This window comes from Arthrobacter sp. P1_C12_2, from assembly GCF_056406415.1.
The window spans coordinates 67,848-91,433 of record NZ_JBFUAF010000022.1; the positions used below are offsets into that span (position 1 = coordinate 67,848).

The window sequence follows — 23,586 nt, forward strand, 5'->3', positions numbered from 1 at the left end:
TCCGCCGACGATACGCCCGTAACCCACCATGTCCACACTCTAACTGCAACCAGAGACAGATCGTGACGCATTCGATGCACTAGCGTGCGCGGCGCTGGCGAGCATCGCCCATCAGCGGGCAGCGATTCCATCAACGTGTCGACGTTGCGAAAAGGGCGCACCCAACTTCATCCAAGCAGACGCCTAGTGTCTGCATTCAATGTCTGAGGCACTGGGTACAGTTGCGTACATGGGGACGATTGTGAAGACAACAGGTTTGCTCAAAGAGCGATTCGTAGGCGATATAGAAGGCAAGTTCTTCATCCCGGCCTATCAGCGCGGATACCGGTGGGGCGTCGACGAAGTCACCCGTCTCCTCGATGATGTTGCCACTAGTCGTGAGCAGTCGTCGTACTATCTGCAGCCGATCGTCGTGAAAGGCATGACCGACGGTCGTTGGGAACTTGTAGACGGCCAGCAGCGACTTACGACATTGTTCCTGATTCTGCAGGACATCCGTCGATCCTTACCGACGGCGAATGCGCGATTCGAGCTCGAATACGAGACCAGAGTCGGGAGCCAGGATTATCTGAAGGACCCAGATGAGGTGGGAAGCACACGAAACATCGACTTCTTCCACATCCATAAGGCTGCTTATACGATCAGATCGTGGTTTGAGGCACTGGGGCCCGGGGAGATTCAGGCGGCGATCGACTTCTACACTGATCTTTCGCGCCGCGTGAAGGTGATCTGGTACGAGGCGCCGGAAGCTACGAACTCGACTGATTTATTCACGCGGCTGAACATCGGCCGCATCCCGCTGACCGATGCTGAACTAGTCAAGGCGCTCCTGCTGACACGCGCCAAGGGCTCGCCGGGACAGCCCGACCGGTCGCAGGAGGTCGCCGCGCAGTGGGACACATTCGAGCGCGATCTCCGCACGCCTGAGGTTTGGGCGTTCGTCGCGGGCCACGCGAACAGTCAGGCGACTCACATTAGCCTGCTGCTCGACACCCTTGCAGGCGGGCCGAGAGGACGCGAGCGTCCGCCCTTTCACACGTTTAGTACGCTGCGAGCGGAGATCGATGCCAACTACAAGACTTTCTGGAACAGAGTCATCGATCTCCACTCCCTGATCCTCGGCTGGTTCGAGGATCGAAACTTGTTCCATAAGGTCGGGTATTTGGTTGCGACAGGGACGCCTTTTAGCGAACTCGTTGTCGCTGCGGAGGGCAAGACCAGGAGCAGCTTCGAAACGACGCTTGACGACATGATCAAGACGAAATTGGCCCTCACGGATACAGCGCTGTCCGGGCTCTCCTACGAGAGCGCGGCGGGACGGGAGAAGGCGTCGCAGGCATTGCTCTTGATGAACGTCGAAACAATTCGCAAAATGCAGCATTCTTCGGAGCGCTATTCATTCCGTGCTCACGCGGCAGGCACGTGGTCGCTGGAGCACATCCACGCACAGAATGCCGAAGCACTTAATACGGGCGAGCAATGGTCGAGTTGGCTCCGATTGCATCGTGACGCGCTGGTCGGATTGCCGCTCGACGAGAGCCGTCGTCGCGACATTATCCGTCGGATTGACGACGCGATCCCGACGATCAGCCGTGAGACGTTCCGGGAGTTGGAGCGCGAGGTGAACACGATCTTTTCTTCCGGTGATGAGGGCGCGGAGGGTGACGTGCACGTCATTGACAACCTTGCTCTTCTCGACAGCAGAGACAATAGCGCGCTGAGTAACGCGGTCTTCGAAGTAAAGCGGCTTGAAATACTCCGAAGGGACCGCTTGGGTTCTTATATCCCTGTGTGTACCCGAAATGTGTTCCTGAAGTACTACACGGACGAGAGTGCCCAGCAGGTCCACTTTTGGGGCGCATCGGATCGTCGCGCCTATCTCGACGCATTCCGCGATGAAATCGGCGCGTATCTGACGGAAGAAGTGAGCGAAGCATGAGTATCCAAAGCCGGTCCACGACGTTCACCGGCCTCTTCCTGCCCAACGACACGGATGAGATTCATGCGATCGAGATCCCGCTGATTCAGCGGGACTACGCGCAGGGCCGCGAAAGTGTCGCTGTCAACGAGATCCGCCAGAACTTCATCGACGTTCTGCACGTGGCCGTCGCCGGGGAGAAACCTGCTCCGGTCGACCTTGACTTCGTCTACGGCGAAGTGAAGTCCGGTGTGCTGGAGCCTCTCGACGGTCAGCAGCGGCTCACCACGTTGTATCTGCTGCACTGGTATCTCGCATCGCGAGCGGGAGAGCTTCGTTCTTCTCAGGCATGGATGAAGTTCTCCTACGCCACTCGGCCGAGTGCACGACTATTCTGCGAACGGCTTGTGATGGCCCCGCTGCCAGACACCGTTGAGCAGCCGTCAGCCTGGGTCACTGATCAGCCGTGGTACCTCTTCGTCTGGCGCCACGATCCAACAATCCAGTCCATGCTTGTCATGCTCGACGCAATTCACATGCAATTCCGGACAGCGGACGCCAAGATGGCCTGGGCGCGGCTCGTAGACCCGATCGAGCCGGCGGTGACCTTCCTCTTGCTCGCACCGCCTGACATGGGCTCGGCTGCGGACCTCTACATCAAGATGAACTCACGTGGGAAGCCTCTGACTGAGTTCGAAAACTTCAAAGCGCATTTTGAGAAATCTATCGAGTCCATCGACCGCGCCGAGAAGTTTGCGCTAAATGTTGACGGCGCGTGGTCAGACTTACTCTGGGGATTCCGCGGCGACGACGACCTAGTCGACGACGAATTCATGCGCTACATCGGCTTCATCACCGAGTTGTGCGACTGGCGCGATCCTGATGGCGACGTTCGTGAGCGTCGCGAACGTCTCAGCCGTCGAACTGAGCGGGTATTTGGTGGGGCCAATCCCAAGCGGGCCGAGTCATTGGACTTCCTGTTTAAGGCGTTCGACGTATGGGTCGGCCGCGACGTTGCCGGCGTATTTAGCGGGCTCTTCAGGAGTACCACCGAGCGGCCGGACGACGTTGAAGCCGACCGTGTTGCGCTGTTCTTCCGAGACCAGCGGATCAACCTGTTCGACGCCTGCTGCCGCACTTTCGGAGATACGAGCGGCAGAACAAGGATCTTCACGTTCGGGCAGAGCCTCCTGCTCTTCGCGATACTCCTCCATCTCATGGAGGAGACAGGCGCACTTCAGGCCCGGATCCGCTCCCTGCGTAATCTCATAGAAGCTTCCACGAATGAGCTACGCGTTGACCGGATGCCTAGGTTGCTCCGAGACGTCGAACGACTTGTGCGCGACGGCGCTCTCGGCGAAATTGACAGCTTCAATAAACAGCAGGTCGAGGACGAACTGCTGAAACGGGAGTTCCTGGCCGAAAACCCAGGGCTCACTGAGACGCTTCATCGCTTGGAAGACCATCACCTCCTGCGTGGGTCGATCGGCGCCTTCTGGCTAGATCCGGCGAAGTTCCATGCTCGGTCCGAAGCGTTCCTTCGCTTGGCGTCAGAGCCCGAGTCCTGGCTCGAGGCCACTGGAGCGCTCCTAGCGGCTGGCGCGTATCAAAAGGACGACAAACAATAGAAAGTTTCAATTCGGAACAGGGTCCAAGCGTTTCGAAAATGCATGGCGAGAACTGCTTACTGGCGCAGACCGTGAGGCACTTTCTGCAACGCGCTCCGCTCTTGCCAAGCTCCTAGACGCCATCGATGATGGCGAGGATTTGAAGACGACGCTAGTGGCAGTGCAATCCGAATGGCTTGCCCAGCGTGAATCGGAGCTCTATTTCGACTGGCGGTACTACTTAGTGAAATACTCGGCCATGCGTGAGGGCGGCTCGGGAATCTACTACTCAGAAGGCGGAGCGCTGGGCTACTCGCTGTGCATGCTCCGCGGTGGTACGAGCACGCTCAATAGCAGGTACCGGGATCCCTACCTCCTCGCAATTTGGCGGAATCTCGGTAAACCAGACGACGTCGATGACCCTTGGTTCACCGGACACGAGACCATTCCGCGATGGCTGCGGCTCACGCTCAGCGGCATCGGGATTCGCTCAGTCTCCAGAGGGTTTGAACTGTCAGGACCTGCGCGGGACGATTTCGCGGAGCCGTACGATTCGCTCCGGCGCCAGCTCGGTGCGTCGCACGACGGCATCATCGAGATCAAACAGATGGACGGAATCGACACGGTTGACCGCATCGCGATCGGATCAGAAATTATGCGGCGGCTTCTTGACGCGGGACTGTGATTAACAGATCCCCCCGAACCCTGCGTCTCGACTCGTTGCGTGCAAATAACAGCGGCGGGGCGTTCGGCAGAATTGCTGGACGCCCCGCCGTCGTGCCGTGTCTTTCGCGAGTTGCTATCCCTGTGCCTGAAGCCCCGGAACCCCGTCCCGAATCTCAAACGAAGCCTTCGTGCTCACCAGAGCCCCCGGCGTCGTGACGTGGTCCAGCACCCGGAAGTCAGCGGTCATCGCGTCCTTAGTAATTCGGGTGTTCACGTAGCCTCGGTTGTCGTTGTAGAAGTTCAGGTGCGGGTTCCAGGCCATGGTCGGGTCCCTGGTGGATCCTGAGCCGTTGCCGGTGGACGAGATCGATGCGCAGACCAGCTCCGAGCCCGCCACGGGCGCCGGGTCGTTGTAGTCCACTTTGACGTCGTTGGCCCAGTTGCGGTGCACATCGCCGGTTGGGACCACGGCGTTGCGCACGTTGGCGTCCACCCAGCCCTGCGTGATGCGGTGGCGCGACGCTGCGTAGCCGCCCCCGTCCATGGAAACGTCGTCGATCTCGGGGGCCGGGTTCCGGTCTCCTTGGGCGCCGAAGGTCCGGTTCCCCCAAAAGTGCGGGACACTGGGAGTACCGACCACGAAAGCGGGCCACCTTGATTAGTCCAGCAGGATGCCGACGGCTTCACCCGGCTGACGCAATGGTGTTGAGCGGCGCCGGCGGCGCCGGCCATCTCGATCCGCTGCTGTATCCGTGGGACCCGCCCGTGGCCTCGGGTGTCATGGACGGCAATGAATTCCGGCCCCTTGAGCTTTCAGCCGGACTGGATGAAGCCCTCGCGCAAGCCAGGGCGGCACCGCTGGAAGCCCGATCTCTGGTGGTCTCCATCGGCTCGAATTCAAGCGCCGACGTAATGCGGCGGAAATTCGCCAGCTACCACCAGCCTGTCAGCGCGGTCCTGCCGCTGGTCCGGGGGCAGCTCCACAACATCGCCGTTGGCCACTCCGCCCACGTGAGCCGGGCCGGCTACATCGCCGCCGCCCCGTATCCGCTGCTGGGAGAGTGCACAGCGGTCTGGCTTTCGTGGCTGGACGATGTCCAGCTGATGGCCCTCGACGCAACGGAGCCCAACTACCGGCGGATCCAGCTCGACGGCGAAGCCTGCCCACTCGTGGCGGACCACGGGGAACATCCGGAGGAGTATTCGCTGTTCACCTCGCGCTGGGGCGTGCTGACCGACGACGACGGCGGGAAGCTTCCCTTCCTCGACCAGCCTGCCCTCTTCGGGCTCCTCGCCGGCACCGGCACCGGGGACCTCCTGGAGGAGGGGGAGTCGGTGTTTGACGGGCCGCCGGAGCTTGTTGCCGAGCAACTCGCGATGCCCTCGGTCCAGGCATGGGCGAGGGAGTGGTTCAGCTCGGCCGGCCTCGCCGCGCCAGTGGACTTCGACGGGCCTTGCACGGGGTAGCCGCCCCTCTTGCACGCCGCCGTCACCGGGCGGCGGTGTTCCCGGCGATGTGCTGCGCAATGTACTCGGCATCGCGGCCCACGCCTGCCACGATGGACGAGCCGTGCCCGGTCAGCCATGGCAGCCCGACGGCGTACAAGCCCGGGTGGTCGGTGACGCCGCGGTGGTGCCGGGGGTAGTTCCATTCGTCCAGCACCGGGATGTCCAAGATGCTGAAGTCCAGCCGGTAGCCCGTGGCCCAGAGGACCGAGGTGACGTTGGCGGCTTCGAGGTTCAGCCGCGCCGGCTCCGAAGGAAGCCAGTCGTCCTTGCGCGGCGGCTCCGGCTCCGGTGCTGACATGCCGGTGGCGGCAATATAGCTGTCGAACATCGGCTTCATCCGCTGGTAGAACGCCGCCTCCACCAGGCCCAGGCGTTCCGGAAGGTCATCACTGAAGACGAGGTCGCCGTCGTCGGCTGCTTCCAAATGGCCGTGCAGCCGGACGCCGCGGCGGCCGAGGTCCCGCAGGTGGATGTCGTGGCCGCCGTCGGCGCCGGACACCAGCGGGTTGCAGGCGAACCTCGCCGCGGGGGAGGGCAGCTGCCCCACGGTGAGGCCGTTCAGTCCGTAGTCGGGGCCGAATTGTGCAAGCTGCATCATCCAGTAGAGGAGGTCCTGGCCGCGGTACCGGCGCGGTGCTTCCGGGCACGTGGACACCGCCAGGTGGATTTCGCGGCCGACGGCGAGCAGTTCCTCCGCGATCTGGCCGCCGGACTGGCCGGTGCCAACGATGAGCACGGCACCGTCGGGCAGCTGGCCCGGGTTGCGGTAACTGTCGGTGTGAAGTTGCAGGATGTGGCCAGGCAGTTGCGCGGACAGTGCGGGGATTTTCGGCTCCTGGTAACCGCCGGTAGCGAGCACCACGTTCCGGGCACGCCAGCTGCCCTGGGTTGTGGCAACGTTGAAGCCGCCGCCCTCCGCGGGCGCGATACGCGTGACAGCCGCACCCGTTCGGACGGGAGCGTCGATGTTCTCCGCATAGTGCCGGAAATAGCCGATGAGGTCATCTCGCAGCATGAATGCTTCCGGGGCGGGGCCGTCATACGGCATGCCTGGCAGCGCGAGCGAGAAGTTCGGCGTGTTCAGGCAAAACGCGTCCCACCGGTCCTGCCACGCCCCGCCAAGCGTTTCGCGCCGTTCCAGCAACTGCTGTTCGACGCCGGCCCGGCTTAGCCAGTAGCTCGTGGCCAGGCCGGCCTGCCCGGCCCCGATGATGAGGGTGTTGACGCTTTGCGGAGCCGCAGGTCGGGCGGCCGTCGGGGTCTCCATGGTTCTTCTCCCGTAGCCAGGGTGCAGGGCTGGCTTTGTTGGCAGGATATGCCCGCAGCGTCGCTGCGTACAGGTGCCCGACGCATGGCTACGCGGAGGAGTGGCGGCCCAGTAGATGCGCTTTAATTCCACCAGTATTCCCCCAACGACTGTTGATAGGCGTCTTCGAGCGGGTCCACTGGCACGACACCCAACGCCTGCGTTCCTTCCTCGGACACCAGACGCCTAGGAATACGAGCAAACATACGATACACAAGTAATCGGCTCGTCACCGATGACGCCGCCAACAAAACGGCGGCACGATTCCCGGAGCGGTTCAGTCCTTCGCTTCACCCGGGTCTTTAGGCCCCTTACATCTAGTCGAGGGGCGTACGTAGGCTGGCGCGTGGGTCGGATCCCGGCCAACGACGTCACACAGCGCGTTCCGGTGCTGTACACAGGGCACGACCCGGACTTAGTGCGGCGAACGGTCACCTCCCCACATTTTGGCTGTGCGCCAGCCCAACTTGCACATTTCATGCAAATGGAGGAACCCAAAATGAGGAAATTCTTGTGGCGTCTGCTGCTCCCGGCGCTGTTGGCAGCAATGACGCTGACCGTTCCACAATCGGTCCTAGCCGCCCCGCCCGACCCTGGGTTTCCTGCCTGCCCAGGCTTTAACGTCACCATCCAGTCAAGTGGCGGGAACCAAGGCACCCGTATGACGCGACTCAAGGACGGCATCCTCTACACCATCGTTGCTGGCAGCGGGACGACGATATCGGTGACGAATGCTGATACCAGCAAGACCGTAACTTTCAATACGAAGGGTTCAGTCACCAGGACTGCCACGGACACCAAAACGGGTGACATCGCGTGGGCGCTTTCGGGTGCAAACCTAGTCCTGTTGTTCGACAAGGTCGACGTTGGCGGTCCGTCCACTGTCCTGTACACGGGGTTGGTCAGATTCACCACTGACAAAAATTTCACCGTGAACGAGCCTTTCCAGCAGCAATCAGGTACCCAGCGGGACATTTGTGCAGAGTTGAGCTAGACGGAATTATCGCCTGGGCTGCGGGAGAAGACTGCTGCCCAGGCGATATTTTGTGCTGGCCAATGTAAGAACCAACACGACGCGCTGACCGTCTACGGCGGAAGCTTTCTCGCCGCCGAGAACAGCCATTCTGTTGCCAGGGGCCTTTACCAAGGCGGTCAGCTGCTGGAAATGGTCCAGCGCTTCCGGGCCCATGGGCAAGCAAAACGGTGCTCTGATCCTCTACAGGAATTTCTACTCAGAAGGAGTGGGAAAGGTCATGAACCGACGAACCAAAATCTTCTTTGGTGTGATCGTCCTGTTGCTGGTTGTTGGCGGGGCGACATTATTTGTCCTCGACAACACAAAGAGGAGTACGGCCGCGGAGTACAACCCGCAGATCAACCCCGCCGATTTCACCACTGAAATCACCAACAAATACTTTGCCCTCCCTGTCGGCAAAAAACTGACTTACGAGACCACCGAGCAAGGAAGAGTCACCGAGAGGATCGAGATCGAAATCCTGCCAGAGACCATGACCATAGAGGGTGTTGAGACGGTGGTCTATCTGGATAAGGAGTACAAGAACGGGCAGCTGGTAGAGGAAACCCGGGATTACCTGGCGCAACACAAAAACGGCGACGTCTGGTACTTCGGCGAGGACGTGAACAACTACTTGAATGGAATGTTGGTGAACCACTCCGGCAGTTTTCGCCATGGAAAAGACGGGGCAAAAGCCGGCATCTGGATGAAGGCCGAGCAACGCGTCGGCGATTCCTACAGGCAGGAATCTTACGTTGGTCACGCGGAAGACATGCGGGACACCGTCGCTACCGGCGAGACCGTCTCCACCAAGTCAGGCACGTACACCGACTGCGTCAAGGTCTACGACTGGACGCCGCTTGAAAAGAGCTCCCGGGAGTATAAGTATCACTGCCCCCAGATCGGTGCGCTGGCCCTTACCGAGGACTTGGAAACCGGCAGCCGGTCAGAACTCGTGAATGTTGTCCAGCCCTAGCCTTCTACCTTTTTGGGCCGGGGCTTAGAGACCTTCGGCTTCTTGGGCGGCTGTCCGGCCACGTGCTCGAATGCTTTCTCCACCCAGGCCTTGGCCCGCGCCTCATCGCCGTCGCCCTCGGCGTTCCAGACTTCCGGCAATCCGGTGTAACCGCCCATGGGGCGCTCCGACGGCCCGAACGGGACTGTCCGCTCGGTGCCTTCCAACAACTCCTTGTCCGCCTCGGCCAGCTTCACGCCGATGGTGGGGCCGAACAGGCCGGCGAACATGTTGCCGTGCACGAACGCCCCGAGATTTCCGAACATGGGTTTGATGACCACCTCGGGATGATCAGGCAGCACCGAGCGGAAGTGTTCCTTGTCGGCGTCGGACGCTTTCGGCATTTCCATGGGTCTTCCTCCGGTAAATGACGGTCACGGACTGGTCTTCCTGCAGGATATGCCCGCGGCCGGGCACGGTACAGGCGGTCGGCACAGATGTTGCGAGCCAGCTTTCGACGGGCATGATTGAGGGGCAAACCCAGGAACAGCGACTTCCTGGTCCGTTATACGGGTTCCATGAGACGGCCATTTTTGTCGCGGCAAATTCGGACGCAGTAATCCCGACATTTTGCATTTGTGCCCAGTTCGGAGTGCCTGTCCGAGCAACAGATAGTCAATTCCCAGATCGCAGGTTACTATTTCCAAAGTCTGGCTCAGCAGACTTTGGTTGCTCAGCATTCGCTGACGCATGAACTTGGGGGATATACATGCTCGCAATGACGAGTAGATTCCGCCTGCCTGCCTTTATCAGTGCAGTGCTGGCGATACTAATGATGCTGGGTACTGTCCCGGCCACCGCAGCCGATACGGCAACGGCTTCCATTCAGGGAACCGTGGCTGCTCCGGCCGGAGTCAACGTTGCCGGCACACATGTTTACGCCTGGTCGGCGGAATTCCAGGGCCAAATGGGCGGGTCCAGCGTCGGAGCTGACGGCAGCTACAAAATCAACGGCCTCCCGGCGGGATCCTACAAGATCAGCTTCGCCGGCCGGGATTCCGGCGCCCAGGATCAGTGGTACAAGAATGCAGCGTCCTATGACACTGCAATTGCCGTGACCGTCGCCGAGGGGCAGGCCCTCACCGGCATTAATGCCGCCTTGGTCAAGGGCGCCACCATCAGCGGAAAGGTCACATTTCCGGCCGGCGTCAGTTCATCCAACCTTTCTGTTTATGCCACGTCGCCCGCCTCGGGGTGGCAGGCGGGGCAGTCCGGGGTGGGCGCGGACGGCACTTACAAAATCGGCGGTCTGTCGACGGGGTCCTACAAGCTCCATTTCTCAAGCTCGATTTCCGGCACATTGGACCAGTGGTACAAAAACGCAGACTCCTCTGACGCTGCCACAGCCGTGACCGTCACCATTGGACAAGACCTCACCGGAATTAATGTCACCCTGGTCAAGGCTGCCTCGATTAGCGGAAAAGTCACCGCACCGGCAGACGTCACCCTCTCCAACGTTTCAGTCAGCGTGTCTTCGGCGGCCTCACGGAACCAAGTAGGCCAACCTTCCCGTGTGGCGCCGGACGGCAGCTACAAGATCACCGGCCTGCCGGCGGGACCCTACAAAGTCGAGTTCTCCGGCTGGAACACCGGCACTTATGATCAGTGGTACCCGAATGGCGCCTCTTTTGACACCGCCGCCGCCGTCACCGTCGCGGCTGGCCAGGACCTCACCGGCATCAACAGCACGCTCGTGAAGGCGGCCACAATCAGCGGAAAAGTCACCGCACCGGCGGGGGTCGATCTATCGAACGCCTACGTCATCGCCTCGCCTGTGGCAGCACAGGGCGGCCAAATGCCTCAGGACGCCAGCTTGGCGCCGGACGGCAGCTACAAGATCACCGGCCTTGCTGCGGGATCGTACAAGGTCCAGTTCTCTGGCCAGAACACGGGTGCCGTCGCTCAGTGGTATAAAAATGCCGCCTCCTTCGAGGCGGCCACGGCCGTCACGGTAGCCATCGGCCAGGACGTCACTGGGGTTAATGCCACCTTGGTCAAGGGCGCCACGATCAGCGGAAAAGTCAGCGCCCCGGCAGGGGTCAATGTTGCCAACGTATCCGTCACACCGTTCCTGGCGTCCTCAGTAACACCAGCAGGTCAGCCCGCCAGCGTGGCACCGGACGGCAGTTACAAGATCATCGGCCTTCAGGCGGGATCCTATCGGCTCCATTTCTCTGGCTATGACACCGGAGCCGTAGACCTGTGGCACCAGAACGCAGACTCGCCCTACAAAGCCACGGCCGTTACAGTGACCGCCGGCCAGGACCTCACCGGCATTAACGCCACCTTGGTCAAGGGCGCCACGATCAGCGGCAAAGTCACCGCCCCGGCAGGCATGAATCCGTCGAGCATCCTTGTCAGGGTGTCGCCGGCAGCCTCGCAGAACCTGGACTACGGCTACGCCTGGGTGTCATCAGACGGCACCTACAAAGTCAACGGCTTGCCGGCAGGGTCATACAAGCTGTTCTTTCAGGGAAAAGACAGTGGCGCAGTTGACCAGTGGTATAAAAGCGGAGCTTCGTTTGAAGCGGCCACAACGGTGGCCGTGACTACGGGCCAGGACCTGGCGGGCATCAGCGCCACCCTGGCCAAAGGCGCAACCATCAGTGGACAGGTCATCGCCCCTCTCGGCGTCGACCTCCGGAAGTCAATAACGCACGGCGTCACGGTCGCGGCGACGACCGTTCAAGTGTATGCGGCCGGCTCCTCGACGACCATGGTCGCCCGCGCCGATGTCCGCCCAGACGGCACCTACCGTGTAGTTGGATTGGCTGTCGGATCCTACAAGTTGTTCATTTCTGGCTGGAACACGGACGCAGCCGACCAGTGGTTCGACAAGGCGACCTCCTTCGATTCAGCCCGAACCTTGGCAATGAGTGCAGGGCAGGATCTGACCGGCATCAATCCTGTCCTTGTCAGAGGCTCCACCGTCAGTGGCAAGATCACCGGCGGAGGCGGCACCGGCACCCCCGTCAGCGTCCTGAATTCCTCGGGAACGGTCGTCAAGCACACTTCGGCCAACGCTGACGGAACATACAGCATCGGCGGTCTCGCGGCTGGGTCCTACAAGGTCGCCTTCAACCGAGCCAGCGGCTCCTCTCTGGCCGAGGCGCAGTTCTACAACAACAAACCTGAATCCGCCGGCGTGAGCGCAGCGCAGACGCTGGCTGTCGGCGCAAGCCAGAATGTGGCGAATATCAACGCCGCACTTGTCGCAGGCGGTCGAATCACCGGGACACTTACGGACAAGGCAGGTAAGCCTTTGCCCAACACGGGAGTGCAGGCGTACACCCGCGACGGAGGTCTCACCACCCGTATTGGGGACACAGACGCCAGCGGAAGGTTCAGCATTCCGGGCCTCAGCACCGGGAAGTACATTGTCACCGCGCAGTCTGGTGCTGACGGATCGAAGATCTACTCAGGAAACGTCCGCACCGAGGCCAGCGCAACGCCGGTGGCGGCGGCTGTCGGCCATACCACGGACATCGGTACGCTGTCCTTCGGCACAGCACCCTCGGCGTTGACTGCTGCGCCGGTTCCGACGGTCACTGGACTTCCGGTGTCCGGTCAGAAGCTGACTGCGGTTCCCGGCACCTGGGGGCCGGCGCCGGTTGTCCTTGCGTACGAGTGGAAGCGCGCGGGGGTGAACATCTCCGGGGCGACGGCGGCGACGTACGTTCTGACGTCCGGTGATGTGGGCAAGACGATCACCGTCACGGTGACCGGCTCCAAGGCCGGCTACGCGACGACGGCGAAGACCAGCGCGGCCACGAGGGCCGTCACGGCGCCGTTGGCCTTGACGGCCGCCCCGGTTCCGACGGTCACGGGCAATACCGTGAGCGGGCAGAAGCTGACGGCGGTTCCCGGCACGTGGGGTCCGGCACCTGTTGCCCTGGGGTACCAGTGGAAGCGGTCCGGGGTGACCATCTCCGGGGCGACCGCGGCGACGTATGTCCTGACCTCTGGTGATCTCGGCAAGACGATCACGGTCACGGTGACAGGGGCCAAAGCCGGCTACGCGACAACGGCGAAGACCAGTGTGGCCACGAAGGCCGTCACGGCACCCCTGGCGTTGACGGCTTCGCCGGTTCCGACGGTCACGGGCCGCACCGTGAGCGGGCAGAAGCTGACGGCGGTTCCCGGCACGTGGGGTCCGGCGCCGGTCGCCCTGGCCTACCAGTGGAAGCGGTCCGGGGTGAACATCTCCGGGGCGACCGCGGGCACGTATGTCCTGACGTCCGGTGATGTGGGCAAGACGATCACGGTCACGGTGACCGGGTCCAAGGCCGGCTACGCGACAACAGGGAAGACCAGCGCGACCACGAAGGCCGTCACCGCGCCCTTGGCGTTGACGGCCGTGCCGGTTCCGACGGTCACGGGCCGAACCGTGAGCGGGCAGAAGCTGTCGGCGGTTCCGGGCGTGTGGGGTCCGGCGCCGGTTACCTTGACGTACCGGTGGAAGCGGTCCGGGGCGAACATCTCGGGGGCGACCGCCGCGACGTATGTCCTGACATCCGGTGATGTGGGCAAGACGATCACGGTCACGGTGACCGGCTCCAAGGCCGGCTACGCAACGGCGGCCAAGACCAGTGTGGCCACGAAAATCGTGACCGCAGTCTAGGCCATCCAGGCACGGCAGGCCGCCGTACCAGACCGCCTCACTACCACTACACAAAGCAAGATCCCCAAGGAGACCCGTGCCCTTCCCAAGCCAAACGTTGGAAAGGGCACGGGTCTTCGCTCCCCGGGCCTGTGTGTGGATGGTGGCCTGCTCGCTCCTGGTCTTTCAGCCGGGCGGGCTGTTCCGGTTCACCTGGATCAAGGTGGTCTGGCTCCTCGCCGCAGTTGGAATCGGAGCCCTTGCCCACGCCGGAGGCCGGCTGCCGCAGGGCATCCGGCGGGCGTTTTGGGCCGCCGCCATTGTGCTGGCCATTGCTGCAGCGTTCTCCGCCAACCCGCTGGCCAGCTTCCTGGGACGCTGGCCACGGTTTGAAGGCGCACTTGTCATCGCGCTCTACTTCGGCCTCTTTGTTTTGGGTGCCAAGATCCTCGGCGGGCCCGGCAGAGCCCGGAATTGGGCCATTTTCCGCACCGCGCTCACCCCGGCGGTGGTGATCGTGAGCTTTATCAGTGCTTTCGAGGCAGCAGGCTTACGGCCCTTGGGCGGGGCCGCGGATCTGCGCCCCGGGGCCACCCTGGGCAACGCGACGGACCAGGGAATCATCGGGGTCCTGGCGGCCGCCGTGCTGGCACTGCCGGCCCTGCGCGGCCGGGACTGGCCGGCCCGCATCGGTCTGGCGGCGGCGGCCCTGACCACGGTCCTGTCCGGTTCCCGCGCCGCGATCCTCGGCCTGGCCGCCGTCGTCCTTGTGTTCGTAGCGGCCGCAATCCGGACGCCCGGCCGTACCCGGGCCGCGGCGGCCGGCGGCGCCGCGCTCGTCGTTCTCGGCGCTGCGGCCTTCGTGATTCCAACCGCGCGGGAGCGGCTCTTCAGCGCCGATACGGTCAACGGCCGCTGGCTCCTGTGGGACGAGAGCCTGAAGCTCATCGCCGAGCACCCCTGGACCGGCGTCGGCCCGAACGGTTTTGTCGATGCCATCACGGGCTTCCACACCCTGGAGTGGGCCGTCCGGGTGGGCGGCACGTTCCCGCCGGACTCGCCGCACTCATGGCTTCTGCAGGCCGCCGCCGTGGGTGGCCTTCCGCTGCTGCTGGCGGCGGCGCTGCTGGCCTTCCTCATTCTGCGCAGCGCCCGTGAAAGCATCCGCACCACGGCACCGGGGGCTGACCGCGACAACCTGACCGGCGCCCTCGCCGCCGTGGCCGCTTACGGTCTGACGCTCCTCACCGCGTTCACCTCGCCGGCCACCACTCCCGTGGCGGCCTTCATCTGCGGGGGACTGGTGTCGGCCTCGCCCGCCGCGGTGCCAAAGGTCCGGCGATCCGCCAAAGCAGCTCCCGCGGTCAGGACCTGGAAGACCTTCCCGGCCGGTGCGGTGGCCACGGGCCTCCTCGTAGCCCTGGGCCTGGGCATCGCAGTGCCGGCGGCGATCGCCGAATGGCCGATGGCCGAGGCGGCATCCGCCGTCGCGGCCGGAGACCTGACGACGGCGGAGAGCCAGTTCCAGCGCGCCTACGGACTCCGGCCCTGGGACTCGGATACCGCGCTGCTGGCGGCACAGGCCTTCACCGGTCCGGCCGCCGACGGGGACCCCATAGCCGCGAACCACGCCATCGAATGGGCCCGCATCTCCCTGAACCGCACGCCCGGCTCATCCGAGGCAGGCCTCGCCCTCGCCATCGGCTACATCAACAGTGGAAGCCTTCAACAAGGCAAGGACACACTCGACCACATCATTGAGCGTTCCCCCTTCGAATCCGCCGCCTATCTCCAACGCGGCGTCGCCAACTTCGGCCTCGGCAACGTCCAGGACAGCCTGGCCGACCTCGCCGCCGCGGCGGAACGAGCGCCGGCCTCAGCGGAGCCCTGGACCATTCTGGCCAGGATCTACGACCGGCTGGGAGACCCCGAAGCGGCAGGGCAGGCGCAGGCACGTGCGGATGCGCTCGGCCTTCGCTAACCGTTCCAAATGGAGGCGTGGTAATCCACCCCACCAAACGTCCTGTATGGTTGATCCTGTTGTTGTGTTTATGCAGTTCGTAGTTCAGGCAGTACGCATGGTCGAAAGCCCATGTTCTTCTGAAGCAGCGGTTTTGAGCACCCCAAACAGGAGGACCCGAAAGTCGGGACAGTTCCTCCACCTTCACGAAGGACAAAAATAATGGCTACTGGTACCGTCAAATGGTTTAACGCTGAAAAGGGCTTCGGCTTCATTTCCCCCGATGACTCCTCACAGGACGTTTTCGCACACTACTCTGCGATCAACTCCTCCGGCTTCCGCTCCCTCGAAGAGAACCAGAAGGTCTCCTTCGAAACCGAGCAGGGCCCCAAGGGTCCCCAGGCCACCAACATCCAGGCTATCTAATTTCCTTTTAGATACCCGGGACCGTTAGGTTTCGAGCAGGGCCCGTCTTCGGACGGGCCCTGCTTTTGTTTAACCCACCCGTGCTTTCAAGAGAAGTACGACGACGACGGCGGCGCGCCACCGCCGTCGTCCGCCCACCACGCGTTCGAAGCAGTACTCAGAGCTGGCCCCGCCGCTCCAGGTACGTGTTCAGCGCCGGGTTGTCGATGTCCTTGGCCAGCCACGGAATGGTCTCCGCGGCGGCTGCGTCGCCCAGGACCGCCCGATGCGAGTGCGCCCGGACCACGAGTTCGCGCAATGCGCCCCGGCTGGCCATGGTGCCCAGCCGGTCGGCGTAATCCCCGGCGGCGGGGGAGCCGGCGTCGATCGCGACCTCCGCGGCCGTGTCCAGCAGTCGCGCCCGGTACCAGAGATACCAGGGGGTGGTGTCGAGCCCGCGCTTCAGCCACAGCTCGGCCGCGGCCTGGTCGTCCAGCGCCATGCTGAGCCTCGCCTTGGCTCCGGCAGCCAGGGTCAGGTAGCAGTGGTCGCCCGCGACGTCGGCCATCACCCACGAGCGGTCGATCAGGGGAGCGGCCTCGTCCAGCCGGCCAGCGGCGAGGAACGTCTCGCCGCGGAGCCCGGCGACAAAGGGCTCGAACGCCGTCCAGTGCTCGGCCGCGATCAGGTCCTGGGCCCGGTCCAGGCATTCGGCCGCCGGCTCCAGATCCCCGCGCAGCAGGTGCACCCGACCGGTGAGGGCCTCACTGAACGCCAGCAGACGGCGGCCGCCCGTGGCGGTGGCAAGCCGGCTCGATTCGGCCAGGGCCGCCAGCGCCTCGCTGTAGTGCGCGGTGTCCGAGGCCGCCATGCCCTGGATGGCCAGGATCCTGGACCGTTCATCGTCGAACCCGTCCGCCGCCCGGGCCGCCCGCTCCAGCCAGCCTGCCGCGCGGTCCGGAATGCCCCGCTGCACGGACAGATACCCCAGCTCGCGGTACGCGGCGGCCGCCACCCGCGACGCCGGGCGCCCGGGGTTCCGTGTTTCAGACTGCAGGCCTTCAGGATCCAACCCTTCCGACTTCAGCGCCCGGTGCAGGAGATCGGCCACCTCGGCGCCGCGGCCGCCGGCCTGATGGATCAGCGCCCCGGACAGCGTCACCAGCGATTCGGCGAGCAGGTGATGATCGCCCGTCCGCTGGGCGATCTCGGCCGCGAGGCGTAACTGCTCCAGGCCGCGGTCCACCGACCCTGCCGAGAGCGACGCCTCGGCGGCATCGAGATAGGACCGCACTGCCGCCCCACTGGCAGGCAGCCCGGGCTCGGCCGGCGGCGCCGCGTCTGACAGCGCCCGGCGTACCTCCGCGGGCACGCCGAGCCCGAGCTCCCGGCGGTACAGCTCGCGGCACTTGTCGGCCTGCTCCCGCGCCCGCCGGTAATCGCCCAGGGACACCAGGGCCTTGATCAGCACGGCGTGGCAGTCGGCGTTGAAGGGGTCCAGGTGCAGCGCACGGGTGGCGAGGTCGACCGCGTCGTCCGCCCTTCCGGCCGCCAGCGCGGCGAGTGACGCCTCGTAGAGCAGCGTCAGCACGCAGTTCTCGAGCCGGTGCCGCTGGTCCTCCATCCAGGATTCGAATGCCGGGCAGTCCGCGAAGGCGAGGCCCTCCAGGAGGTCGCCGTCGAAGGTGCGGGGGTCGGCGCCGCCGGCGGGGGTCAGGGCCGCCATCACGTCGCAGTTCCACCCGGCCGGCAGCACGAGCCGCAGCGGGTCGCCGCCGACCGATTCCGCGCCGAGGGTCCGCCGCAGCTCGGAGAGGTTCCAGCGCAGGGCACCGAGCGGGTCCTCGGCGTCGGGGAACAGGAGCGCCGCTGTTCTGGCCCGGCCGGTGCCGCCGGGTTGAAGCGCGAGGTAGGCCAGCACAGCCCACGCCTTGCGGCCCCGGGGCTGCCGGGGTGCGGTGCCAGCGGACTCGATCCTGGGCGGACCGAGGAGCCGAATCCAAGTCTCGGCCATATGAGTCATGCTACGCCGCTGGTGGGGGAGCGGGAGGGGGTGAYGGTGGGGGCTGCCGGTGGGCGTCAACGGGGGAGCGACGGGGGAGTTGCGGGTGTATGAATTGAGCCGACTCGGGCGCGAAACCTGCCGAAAAAAGCTCACACGGTGGCTCACACGGTGGGCGCGGAAACTGGACTTGTCCCCACAAAGGACCGGATTCCGGACCAGCGCCGCACCGCATAACTCCCACAAGGATCAGCCCGGCACTTGCCCTCAACACCAGCTCAATACCCGCCCCCAACAACCCGCTCCATCACTCGCCCGAGGTGCTTCTCAAATGGAATTTGCCGCCATCCTGCTCGCCGGACTCTTGGTCTTCGCAGCCGTCGCCACAGTCGTTGCGGTCGTCCGCGACGGCAGGGGCCACACCCCGCCCATTCGGTCAACGCGCCCGTGGAAGGCCGGCAACCTCCCCAGCGAACCGTACGCATACATGCGGTCTCTCCAGGGCTGACCGTTCTGGCCCGACCCCCATTTCCGGCAACGGAAGTGGGGGTCGCGCGCGCCATCGTGCGGTTCTTTGGTCAGGCGCCGGCGGAAGCCGCCGGTACCGCCGCGGCGGGCAGGGCCGACGTCGGGCGCCTTGGCGGGCGGGGAACGTCGACGTCGGCGGTCCGGGCGGGCGGGCAACCCGACTAGCCCCACAGATAGCTTCGGCGGCGCCCCGAGCGGGCCTCTTCGCCACGGGCTCTATGCCGGCGCGGAGGGTGCGGCTTACACTGACCTCGGCTGGTAGGCGCCGGGGGAGGGCACGTGTCAAGACGACAACTTTGTGGGGCAGCAGTGGTGGCCTTCGGACTGGCTTTGGCCGGATGCTCTGTACCCACACAACCCGGTCTAGCCATCACTCCGCCCACCACGCGTGCGGCACCCTCAGCCCCTACCCCTCAGCCGAACCCGTCCATCGCCCACGACAGCAACGTGAAGGGAAACAGCGCGGTGAGCGTAACCGTGGCACCTGACATCTTCGACCAGCAGGGCGAGAGGTACGAGGAAGGACTAGGTGACGGATGGGAAACGTCACCCGCGTTCCTTGTCGAGACCGACGACCAGGACAAGGCAGCCAAGGCACTGTATGCCGCGGCAGAGCGCTTTTATTCGGTGGATCAGAACGGCAAGGAACTGACCCCCGCTGAAATGACTGGCGACTACCCCCAGTACACGCCAAACTACATCTCCGATGTCTATCTGACCGAGCTGGGCCCCATGATTTTCACTGACACCAAAGGCGAACTCTCTATAGGCATGGCGGAGAGGATGCTGCTCATACTGGAGGCTGAGCTCCGCTCCCAGGGGATCACGGCCCATGTGACTGCTCCACCGGCTGACCTCTCTCTCGATGGCCAGCGCATCTGGCGGCCACCGGCCAAGACCGCCGCGCCGCGGGAGCTGACGTAGAAGGCGCCGAAGAACGAAAGCGGAGGCCGAGACGCTCCGGGTGCCGTGGCGCCCGGGCAGGTGGGGAACACCGACGTCGTCGGTCAAGTGTCTAGACACCCGTAGTGGCGCGGGAGCATCCTAAACGTGTGCGCGTTTCGGGAGGAGAGCGGCAACGGGGCGGGGCGCTCCCGCCCTGGTGGGGGAAATCCGGCGAAACCGGCGGACCGCCGGCAGTCGGATCCCACTTTCCAGGCGTGCGGACACGATCGGCGAGGGAACCGGGGACCAGGTCATGGACGAAACATCCGATACGCGGCAAAGGCTGTCCAACCGCATCGACCAGAAGCGGCGGGACCTTCAGTCCTATCTCGGCCGGGAACGACCACGCCGCAGCCGGCTGGCCGGCATCAGCATCGTGGGCAGCGCGCTGGCCGCCGCGTTCACGGCGGGTCCCGCCGTCGGGGGCACTGGGTTCACCGAAGCGGTGGCGGCCGTCTTCAACCTGAGCGACGACTCGGTTGTGTGGCGCGGGCTGTGTCTGCTGGCGGTGATCTGTTCTGTTGCCGCGGCGCTGGCCACGAATTTTGCCACGTCCCGTTCGGTGGCGGACCGTGTGAGCGCGGCCGAGACCGCCAGCGCCCAGCTGGAGGGGCTGCAGGTCTCGCTGAACTTCGGCCACATCGAAATCGACGAGGCCGTCAAGCTCTATCAGCAATATGCCACCCAGGTGGCCTTCGTGGAGGCATCGCCGGCCCGGTGACTTTCCGTTACCGGACTAACGCCGGAGCCTCGTCGTGTTCAGCCCGGGAGCTCCAGATCGACTTCCACGTCCACCTCATCCCCGGCACGGATGCCGGCCGCGGTCCTGATGGCCTTCTTGACGGGTAGAAGGTACGAGTTGCTCTTGCTGTCCGGGAAGAGCGACGTCCGCCACCGCTCCCCGGCGATGCAGGCGCTCACCTTCACCGAACCGAAGCCCTTGCGGAACGGGGCGGCTTGGTCCTTGAGCTGCTCTGCTAGGTCCGGCGGCAACGTGATGAAGTGCCAGCCGGCTTGCTCGGGGTAGTGCCACAGCTCGCCACGGAACGCGTACGACGTCGTCACGCTCTTAGTGTGGCACGCGGTGCGGGCCGCCGGACGTCGACGCCGGCGCAGTGGGCAGGCACTGTTGGCCTTCGCCTACTGAGTTTTGGGGATGAGGATCCACAACGCGATGTACACGAGCTCACCGACGCCGAACAGGCCGAAGAACACGAAGCCGAGGCGGACAAGCCTTCTAGAGACACCGAAACGATCCGCGAGGGCGGCGCAGACTCCCGCGATGATCTTGCTGTTCCTGGGCCTGACGAGAGATCGTTGCATCCAGCCAACGTAGCAGTGTGGCCCGGTCAAGAGAACAGGCTGACGCCTCCGAACTGCCCGTCCCGCCGTGACAAGTACTCGTCCGTGAATCCGGCCTGGAGCACCGGGTGGCGTCGCGCGGTGTCCAAAGATCTTGAGGAGCCGGATGCACGATGACGGGACTGTTGCGGACTGTGACGCGGTGCACAAACCCCATTTTGCGTGTGGACGTCCCTGCTGGGGCGCGCCCGGGCCAGTAATCCGCGCCAATTCAGGGTTCCTGACCCATGCCACCCCCTCCGGAGGCGGATTTGTGCAGGGTCCTCCCGGCGTGTAAAGTAATTCGAGTCGCCGCCGCTGATGCGGAAAGAAAGCGACCGACCCCCTGATAAACAGCCTGAAAACGGTTCGCAAATTTGCGCGCTAAATAACGGTGGGGACCTTCTTGGAAGAATGTAAATCGCAGAAATGCGGATTTGCAAAGACTTCCAAGATCGGGTAAGTTTGAAAAGTTGCTCCGGAGCGATCCTCGACCGAATGTTGGTTGTGGTGGTGCCGGGTGTGTCTGTTGTTTGAGAACTCAATAGTGTGCCAAGTTTGTTGATACCAATTTATTGTATTGAATTGGTTGAATTGACYRGRTTGCGCCACCCCGTGGTGTGGTCTGGTTTTTACAGCTGGTTTCAAATTTTGTGCAGCGTGTGCATCCCGTTTTCCCGGGGGCGCATGKTGTGTCTGTTTTACTTCAACGGAGAGTTTGATCCTGGCTCAGGATGAACGCTGGCGGCGTGCTTAACACATGCAAGTCGAACGATGACCCGGTGCTTGCACCGGTGATTAGTGGCGAACGGGTGAGTAACACGTGAGTAACCTGCCCTTAACTCTGGGATAAGCCTGGGAAACTGGGTCTAATACCGGATATGACTCCTCATCGCATGGTGGGGGGTGGAAAGCTTTATTGTGGTTTTGGATGGACTCGCGGCCTATCAGCTTGTTGGTGAGGTAATGGCTCACCAAGGCGACGACGGGTAGCCGGCCTGAGAGGGTGACCGGCCACACTGGGACTGAGACACGGCCCAGACTCCTACGGGAGGCAGCAGTGGGGAATATTGCACAATGGGCGCAAGCCTGATGCAGCGACGCCGCGTGAGGGATGACGGCCTTCGGGTTGTAAACCTCTTTCAGTAGGGAAGAAGCGAAAGTGACGGTACCTGCAGAAGAAGCGCCGGCTAACTACGTGCCAGCAGCCGCGGTAATACGTAGGGCGCAAGCGTTATCCGGAATTATTGGGCGTAAAGAGCTCGTAGGCGGTTTGTCGCGTCTGCCGTGAAAGTCCGGGGCTCAACTCCGGATCTGCGGTGGGTACGGGCAGACTAGAGTGATGTAGGGGAGACTGGAATTCCTGGTGTAGCGGTGAAATGCGCAGATATCAGGAGGAACACCGATGGCGAAGGCAGGTCTCTGGGCATTAACTGACGCTGAGGAGCGAAAGCATGGGGAGCGAACAGGATTAGATACCCTGGTAGTCCATGCCGTAAACGTTGGGCACTAGGTGTGGGGGACATTCCACGTTTTCCGCGCCGTAGCTAACGCATTAAGTGCCCCGCCTGGGGAGTACGGCCGCAAGGCTAAAACTCAAAGGAATTGACGGGGGCCCGCACAAGCGGCGGAGCATGCGGATTAATTCGATGCAACGCGAAGAACCTTACCAAGGCTTGACATGGGCCGGACCGGGCTGGAAACAGTCCTTCCCCTTTGGGGCCGGTTCACAGGTGGTGCATGGTTGTCGTCAGCTCGTGTCGTGAGATGTTGGGTTAAGTCCCGCAACGAGCGCAACCCTCGTTCCATGTTGCCAGCGCGTAATGGCGGGGACTCATGGGAGACTGCCGGGGTCAACTCGGAGGAAGGTGGGGACGACGTCAAATCATCATGCCCCTTATGTCTTGGGCTTCACGCATGCTACAATGGCCGGTACAAAGGGTTGCGATACTGTGAGGTGGAGCTAATCCCAAAAAGCCGGTCTCAGTTCGGATTGGGGTCTGCAACTCGACCCCATGAAGTCGGAGTCGCTAGTAATCGCAGATCAGCAACGCTGCGGTGAATACGTTCCCGGGCCTTGTACACACCGCCCGTCAAGTCACGAAAGTTGGTAACACCCGAAGCCGGTGGCCTAACCCCTTGTGGGAGGGAGCTGTCGAAGGTGGGACTGGCGATTGGGACTAAGTCGTAACAAGGTAGCCGTACCGGAAGGTGCGGCTGGATCACCTCCTTTCTAAGGAGCACCTACAACCACCTTGCCCCGTGTATGCGGGTGTGGAGGGGTTGTCAGGAGTACGCCCGTTGCGCAGACGCAAGTTCTGCGGCGGGTGCTCACGGGTGGAATATCAACAAATAGCGGCCGCAGGTTCTTTCTCCTTGCCCAGTACGGTTCCCCTCTTGAGGGGTTCCTGGAACGGCGGGGGATGGGTGCGTGCGGTTTAGTGTTTGGCACACTGTTGGGTCCTGAGGCAACAGGACCATGGCCTGCGGGTTCCCTTTTTGGGGGTGCCGGCGGGGTGTGGGACTTGTGTTTCTGGTTTCCTGGCTGCACCAATCATGCATGTATCGGCCCCTTGCGGGTTGTGTGTGTGGGGTGTGTGGTACGGGGTTGTTGTTTGAGAACTACATAGTGGACGCGAGCATCTTTTATAAGAAGCAATTTCCAAGAATATGAACCTGGATCTGATCCTGTGCCTTTGGGTGTGGGGTTGGTTTCTGTGGTTCTCTCGAAAATTACTCCTTGATCTTTTGTGGTCAAGTTTTTAAGAG

General features: G+C 63.1%; 17 protein-coding genes, 1 rRNA gene and 1 pseudogene. 13 read left to right on the forward strand and 6 right to left on the reverse strand.

The features are described 5' to 3' along the window. Nucleotides 1-229 precede the first annotated feature (229 nt). From AC1DZQ_RS19500 to AC1DZQ_RS19510, 3 genes are all read left to right on the forward strand, one after another. Nucleotides 230-1,939, forward strand: coding sequence for a DUF262 domain-containing protein (locus tag AC1DZQ_RS19500; RefSeq protein WP_476965049.1), 1,710 nt, complete (start codon nucleotides 230-232; stop codon nucleotides 1,937-1,939). Further along, the gene (locus AC1DZQ_RS19505) at nucleotides 1,936-3,546 is read left to right on the forward strand and encodes a DUF262 domain-containing protein (RefSeq protein ID WP_476965050.1); all 1,611 of its coding nucleotides are present in this window, start codon (nucleotides 1,936-1,938) and stop codon (nucleotides 3,544-3,546) included. Before AC1DZQ_RS19500 ends, AC1DZQ_RS19505 begins: the two co-directional genes overlap by 4 nt. Before the next feature lie 154 nt (nucleotides 3,547-3,700). After that, a complete protein-coding gene (locus AC1DZQ_RS19510; protein WP_476965051.1) occupies nucleotides 3,701-4,210 on the forward strand; it encodes a hypothetical protein in 510 nt (169 codons plus the stop codon). 114 nt (nucleotides 4,211-4,324) lie between these two features. Here the strand turns inward: AC1DZQ_RS19510 and AC1DZQ_RS19515 are convergent. Next, a pseudogene (locus AC1DZQ_RS19515) lies at nucleotides 4,325-4,780 on the reverse strand (alkaline phosphatase D family protein); the annotation flags it as partial. 110 nt (nucleotides 4,781-4,890) lie between these two features. On the opposite strand from AC1DZQ_RS19515, the gene AC1DZQ_RS19520 reads away from it, so the two are divergent. Further along, entirely contained in the window at nucleotides 4,891-5,658 is a 768-nt protein-coding gene (locus AC1DZQ_RS19520) for a hypothetical protein (protein ID WP_476965052.1), read from the forward strand. 22 nt (nucleotides 5,659-5,680) lie between these two features. On the opposite strand, the gene AC1DZQ_RS19525 is transcribed toward AC1DZQ_RS19520, so the two are convergent. After that, on the reverse strand, nucleotides 5,681-6,967 hold the full coding sequence (locus AC1DZQ_RS19525; RefSeq protein WP_476965053.1) for a flavin-containing monooxygenase: 1,287 nt from the start codon (nucleotides 6,965-6,967) through the stop codon (nucleotides 5,681-5,683). A 538-nt stretch (nucleotides 6,968-7,505) separates the two neighbouring features. Here AC1DZQ_RS19525 and AC1DZQ_RS19530 point away from each other — a divergent pair. Both AC1DZQ_RS19530 and AC1DZQ_RS19535 read left to right on the forward strand, forming a co-directional pair. Then, entirely contained in the window at nucleotides 7,506-8,000 is a 495-nt protein-coding gene (locus AC1DZQ_RS19530; protein WP_476965054.1) for a hypothetical protein, read from the forward strand. A 193-nt stretch (nucleotides 8,001-8,193) separates the two neighbouring features. Continuing rightward, nucleotides 8,194-8,997, forward strand: coding sequence for a hypothetical protein (locus AC1DZQ_RS19535; protein ID WP_476965055.1), 804 nt, complete (start codon nucleotides 8,194-8,196; stop codon nucleotides 8,995-8,997). Here the strand turns inward: AC1DZQ_RS19535 and AC1DZQ_RS19540 are convergent. After that, nucleotides 8,994-9,386 (reverse strand): TfoX/Sxy family protein, encoded by a 393-nt coding sequence (locus AC1DZQ_RS19540; RefSeq protein WP_476965056.1) that lies wholly within the window; start codon nucleotides 9,384-9,386, stop codon nucleotides 8,994-8,996. The genes AC1DZQ_RS19535 and AC1DZQ_RS19540 overlap by 4 nt on opposite strands. 368 nt (nucleotides 9,387-9,754) lie before the next feature. On the opposite strand from AC1DZQ_RS19540, the gene AC1DZQ_RS19545 reads away from it, so the two are divergent. The 3 genes from AC1DZQ_RS19545 to AC1DZQ_RS19555 all read left to right on the forward strand — a co-directional run bounded on the left by AC1DZQ_RS19545 (nucleotide 9,755) and on the right by AC1DZQ_RS19555 (nucleotide 16,022). Further along, nucleotides 9,755-13,657, forward strand: coding sequence for a carboxypeptidase regulatory-like domain-containing protein (locus AC1DZQ_RS19545; protein WP_476965057.1), 3,903 nt, complete (start codon nucleotides 9,755-9,757; stop codon nucleotides 13,655-13,657). A 76-nt stretch (nucleotides 13,658-13,733) separates the two neighbouring features. Further along, the gene (locus tag AC1DZQ_RS19550; protein ID WP_476965058.1) at nucleotides 13,734-15,617 is read left to right on the forward strand and encodes an O-antigen ligase family protein; all 1,884 of its coding nucleotides are present in this window, start codon (nucleotides 13,734-13,736) and stop codon (nucleotides 15,615-15,617) included. A 201-nt stretch (nucleotides 15,618-15,818) separates the two neighbouring features. Further along, nucleotides 15,819-16,022 carry a cold-shock protein gene (locus AC1DZQ_RS19555; RefSeq protein WP_011690916.1) on the forward strand — a complete coding sequence of 68 codons (204 nt, stop codon included), beginning with the start codon at nucleotides 15,819-15,821 and terminating at the stop codon, nucleotides 16,020-16,022. 157 nt (nucleotides 16,023-16,179) lie between these two features. On the opposite strand, the gene AC1DZQ_RS19560 is transcribed toward AC1DZQ_RS19555, so the two are convergent. Further along, a complete protein-coding gene (locus tag AC1DZQ_RS19560; protein WP_476965059.1) occupies nucleotides 16,180-18,015 on the reverse strand; it encodes an AfsR/SARP family transcriptional regulator in 1,836 nt (611 codons plus the stop codon). Between the two features lie 319 nt (nucleotides 18,016-18,334). Here AC1DZQ_RS19560 and AC1DZQ_RS19565 point away from each other — a divergent pair, with 319 nt between their 5' ends. The 3 genes from AC1DZQ_RS19565 to AC1DZQ_RS19575 all read left to right on the forward strand — a co-directional run bounded on the left by AC1DZQ_RS19565 (nucleotide 18,335) and on the right by AC1DZQ_RS19575 (nucleotide 20,197). Then, nucleotides 18,335-18,511, forward strand: a complete 177-nt coding sequence (locus tag AC1DZQ_RS19565) for a hypothetical protein (protein ID WP_364747894.1) — start codon at nucleotides 18,335-18,337, stop codon at nucleotides 18,509-18,511. A gap of 485 nt (nucleotides 18,512-18,996) precedes the next feature. After that, nucleotides 18,997-19,455: a hypothetical protein gene (locus AC1DZQ_RS19570; RefSeq protein WP_476965060.1), complete on the forward strand. Its 459-nt coding sequence runs from the start codon at nucleotides 18,997-18,999 to the stop codon at nucleotides 19,453-19,455. 274 nt (nucleotides 19,456-19,729) lie between these two features. Beyond that, nucleotides 19,730-20,197, forward strand: coding sequence for a hypothetical protein (locus AC1DZQ_RS19575; protein WP_476965061.1), 468 nt, complete (start codon nucleotides 19,730-19,732; stop codon nucleotides 20,195-20,197). A gap of 38 nt (nucleotides 20,198-20,235) precedes the next feature. Here the strand turns inward: AC1DZQ_RS19575 and AC1DZQ_RS19580 are convergent, their stop codons facing one another. Further along, nucleotides 20,236-20,541, reverse strand: a complete 306-nt coding sequence (locus AC1DZQ_RS19580; protein WP_476965062.1) for a DUF1905 domain-containing protein — start codon at nucleotides 20,539-20,541, stop codon at nucleotides 20,236-20,238. Nucleotides 20,542-20,616: 75 nt separating this feature from the next. Further along, nucleotides 20,617-20,799 (reverse strand): PspC domain-containing protein, encoded by a 183-nt coding sequence (locus tag AC1DZQ_RS19585; protein ID WP_476965063.1) that lies wholly within the window; start codon nucleotides 20,797-20,799, stop codon nucleotides 20,617-20,619. A gap of 724 nt (nucleotides 20,800-21,523) precedes the next feature. On the opposite strand from AC1DZQ_RS19585, the gene AC1DZQ_RS19590 reads away from it, so the two are divergent. After that, nucleotides 21,524-23,050, forward strand: a 16S ribosomal RNA gene (locus AC1DZQ_RS19590). Nucleotides 23,051-23,586 lie beyond the last annotated feature (536 nt).